This is a genomic window from Calidithermus terrae (assembly GCF_003574345.1).
GTDB classification, from domain to species: domain Bacteria; phylum Deinococcota; class Deinococci; order Deinococcales; family Thermaceae; genus Calidithermus; species Calidithermus chliarophilus.
Genome location: NZ_QXDL01000307.1, coordinates 1 through 3507 on the forward strand (window position 1 = coordinate 1; position 3507 = coordinate 3507).

At 70.2% G+C, this 3507-nt stretch carries 3 protein-coding genes; 1 reads left to right on the plus strand and 2 read right to left on the minus strand.

Annotated elements, in window-relative coordinates:
* Positions 1 to 308 precede the first annotated feature (308 nt).
* Complete coding sequence (gene truB / locus Mterra_RS19800; RefSeq protein ID WP_119316681.1) at positions 309 to 1244, minus strand: tRNA pseudouridine(55) synthase TruB; 936 nt, start codon at positions 1242 to 1244, stop codon at positions 309 to 311.
* Between the two features lie 61 nt (positions 1245 to 1305).
* On the minus strand, positions 1306 to 2397 hold the full coding sequence (locus Mterra_RS19805) for a leishmanolysin-related zinc metalloendopeptidase (RefSeq protein ID WP_119316682.1): 1092 nt from the start codon (positions 2395 to 2397) through the stop codon (positions 1306 to 1308).
* Positions 2398 to 2563: 166 nt separating this feature from the next.
* Here Mterra_RS19805 and proB point away from each other — a divergent pair.
* Positions 2564 to 3507: glutamate 5-kinase (proB, locus tag Mterra_RS19810; RefSeq protein WP_119316683.1), on the plus strand; the 944-nt coding region annotated here is incomplete at its 3' end.

Below are 3507 nucleotides of genomic sequence, written 5' to 3' on the forward strand. Positions count from 1 at the left end.
GCGTTTATGCTCTCGTCGGCGTCGATGTCGCGCCAGACGTAAGCCATCTCGCGGTGCATCTCGGCGTCGGCGGCGTTGAGACGGCCGGGGCTCGAGAGGATGACCTCGAGAACCCCCTCCTCGGGCTCGGCAAAGCTCAGGCGCTGGTAAGCGTCTTTCCAGGACATGGGTATAGCTTAAGCGGTCAGCGATCAGCGGGAGGCCCGTGGCGTGTGGCTCGTCGAGGACCCAGGGCCAAGGCGTCTTGCGTCTTGCGTACGTCGTACGACGTAGGACGTACGGCCTAAAACGCACGACCCGCGCCCAGCCTACCCCTCCCCCTTGAACACCCGCCGGATCTTCAGCTTGAACCCGTCCCCCTCGGCGACCGCGAGCAGCCGGCGGTGGCGGTCTACCAGGGCCACCACGCCCCGGGCGGGGATGGGGAGGGGGATGCCCTCGAGCACCTTGCGGGCCTCGGCGTGGGAGAGCTCGACCACCGGGCAGGAGAGGGCCTCGAGCTCGCCCAGGGTCTGCTTGGGGTCGATGGCGCGGGGGTCCTGGCAGCGCTCGAGGCCCACGTTGCCCACCCGCGTGCGCACCAGGCCCGACAGGAAGGCCTTGCTGCCCAGGCGCTCGCCCAGGTCGCGGGCGAAGGAGCGGATGTAGGTGCCCGAGCCCACCACCACCCGGATCACCGCGGTGGGGAAGGCCCCCTCGAGCCGCGGCAGCTCGACCTTCCGCCCCTTCTCCTGTAGGCTCCAGCCGTTGACGGTGGGGCCGATTCGGTAGGGCGCGGGGGCGGGGTCGAAGGCCAGCAGCTCGAGGCCGATGTAGCGCACCGGGCGGGGGGCGAGCTCGAGCTCGTGCCCCTTGCGCGCCGCCTCGTACGCCCGCACCCCCCCGACCTTCACCGCCGAGTAGGCCGGGGGCAGTTGCTCGGTGAGGGTCAGGAAGTGGGGCAGGGCCGCCTCGACGTCCTTGCGCCCGAAGGGCACGGGCTCCGCCGAGGGCGGGGGCTCCTCGGCGTCGAGGGTGGGCGTGGTGGCCCCGAAGGACACCCACGCCAGGTACTCCTTGTCCTCAGCCGATAAGTAGGGCACCAGCTTGGTCGAGGCCTCGCTCGCCAGGATCAGCACCCCCGAGGCCAGGGGGTCGAGGGTGCCGGTGTGGCCCACCCGGCGCGTGCCCAGGTGGCGGCGGGCCAGGTCCACCACGTCGTGGGAGGTCAGGCCCAGGGGTTTATCCACGGCATAGAGCGCCATGCGAAGGGATTATAAGCGGAAACCCGGGGCCGATACGGCCCCGGGTTCGAAGCGGTCCGGGTTACTGCACCGTGCCCTTGGGCTTGAGCAGGATGATGTTGAGCGGGGTCTTGGCGGCGCTCGAGGCCTTGAGCCCCGGCAGGGCGTAGGGGTCGGCGGCGGCGTAGTTGACCGTGTAGCCCAGGTCCTGCAAGGAGCCGATCGTCACCCGGCTCAGGGGGTTGGCCCCGCTGTCGAGGTAGCCGGTCATGACCTCGTTGTTGAAGACCGACTCCCGCCAGTGGCTGTCGCGGGTCCCGGCCCCGCCGGTGTTCTCGACGGGGACGTTGCCGGCGCCGCCCAGCGCCTGCCACTCGCGCACCGCGTTGGCGCCCACGAAGCGCGGGTCGCTGGTGCCCGCGCCGGCGAGCAGGCTGCGCTGCCAGTTCCACAGCGTGCCGATGCCCAGCACGTGGCCCATCTCGTGGAAGATCACCTCGTCGAGCTGGCCGTCGGCCTCGAGCTGCGCGAGGTCGGCGGAGTCGAACATCATGATGCCGTAGAGGGTGAGGCGGTCGGGGTTGCGGTCGTAGCACGGCCCGGCCTGCCCCAGGATCTGGCCCGGCCCGTCGATGGGCACCACGGCGGCGTCGATGAGGATGTCGTCGACGGAGCCGTTGAAGGCGGAGAACCCGTCCTCACAGTCGTTGGCGGGGATGGTGAGGTTGGTGCTGGCGAAGCCCTGGGTGATGACCTGCTCCCACTTGGCCGCCGCCGCCTCGAAGGCGGCCTGCTGGCTGGGGGTGGGGCTGCCGGTGAAGCGCAGCGTGATGTCGTAGGGGTCATCGGCGGGCGGGTTCACGGTGATCGATACGGTCGCGCTATCTTCCAGGCCGCTGGGGTCGCTGACGACGAGCTTGGCGACGTAGCTGCCCGCGGCGTTGTAGGTGTGCTGGCGCGTCGAGCTGGAGGTGCAGTTGCTGAGGGTGTACTCGAAGGTGCCGTCGTTGTTCACGTCCAGCTTGCAGGTCAGCGCGTTGCCATCAGGATCAGAGATACTCCATGAAAAAGTCACCTGGAGAGGGGCGGGGCCCGAGCTGGGGGTGCGGCTAAAGGAGCCAATGGTAGGGGGTTTGTTCATCGGGCATGCGGTAAGAAGCATCAACAAGCCCATAGCTAGCGCGACCAACGGAATACGTTTCACGGTTTCCCTCCCGTACGCCCCATCGTACCAGAGACCGCAGAATACCCATGGGCAAGTTGGACGGGGCGACAATCCTGACTCAGGTCATAGCGCAGGCGTTCAGCAGGCCGAAAACGGGTGTTATCCTGGGTTCAGGATGACGCCGGAGCGCACCCCCCTTCCCCTGCCGCAGTACCGCCGCGTCGTGCTCAAGGTGGGGAGCGCGGTGCTCAGCGGCAAGGAGGGGCGCTCGAGGCAGATCGCCATCGCCGAGCAGGTCGCCCGGCTGCGCGCCGAAGGGCGCGAGGTGGTGCTGGTGTCGTCGGGGGCGGTGGCGACGGGGGTCGCCCGGCTGGGGCTGAAGTCCCGGCCTAAGACCATGCCCGGCAAGCAGGCGGCGGCGGCCGTGGGGCAGCCGGTGCTGATGCAGTTGTGGGAGCAGGCGCTGGCCTGGTACGACCTGCGGGTGGCCCAGATCCTGCTCACCGCCGAGGACCTCGCCCACCGCCACCGCTACCTCAACGCCCGCCACACCCTCGAGACGCTGCTGGAGTGGGGCATCGTGCCGGTGATCAACGAGAACGACACGGTGATGGTGGAGGAGATCAAGTTCGGCGACAACGACCAGCTCTCCGCCCTCATCGCCTCGCTGGTGGGCGCCGACCTCCTGGTCATCCTCTCCGACATCGAGGCCCTCTACGACGCCGACCCCCGCCACAACCCCCACGCCCGCCCGGTGCCCTACGTCGAGCGCGTGGACGCCGAGGTGCTGCGGATGGCCGGGGCCGACCCCAACGGGGTGGGGACCGGGGGCATGCGCAGCAAGCTGCTGGCCGCCGAGAAGGCCCAGGCCGCCGGGATCCCCATGCTGCTGCTTCCGGGCACCCGCCCCGGGGCGGTGCTGCAGGCGTTGCGCGGTGAGCCGGTGGGCACCTTCTTCGCGGCGGGGCAGCGCCGCTACAGCGGGCAGAAGCTCTGGCTGTACCAACTCCCCAAGCCGGCCGGGGAGATCGCGGTGGACGCCGGGGCCGCCCGGGCGCTGCGGGAGGGCGGGGCCTCGCTGCTGCCGGCGGGGATCCGGGCGGCCCCGGCGTCCACCGC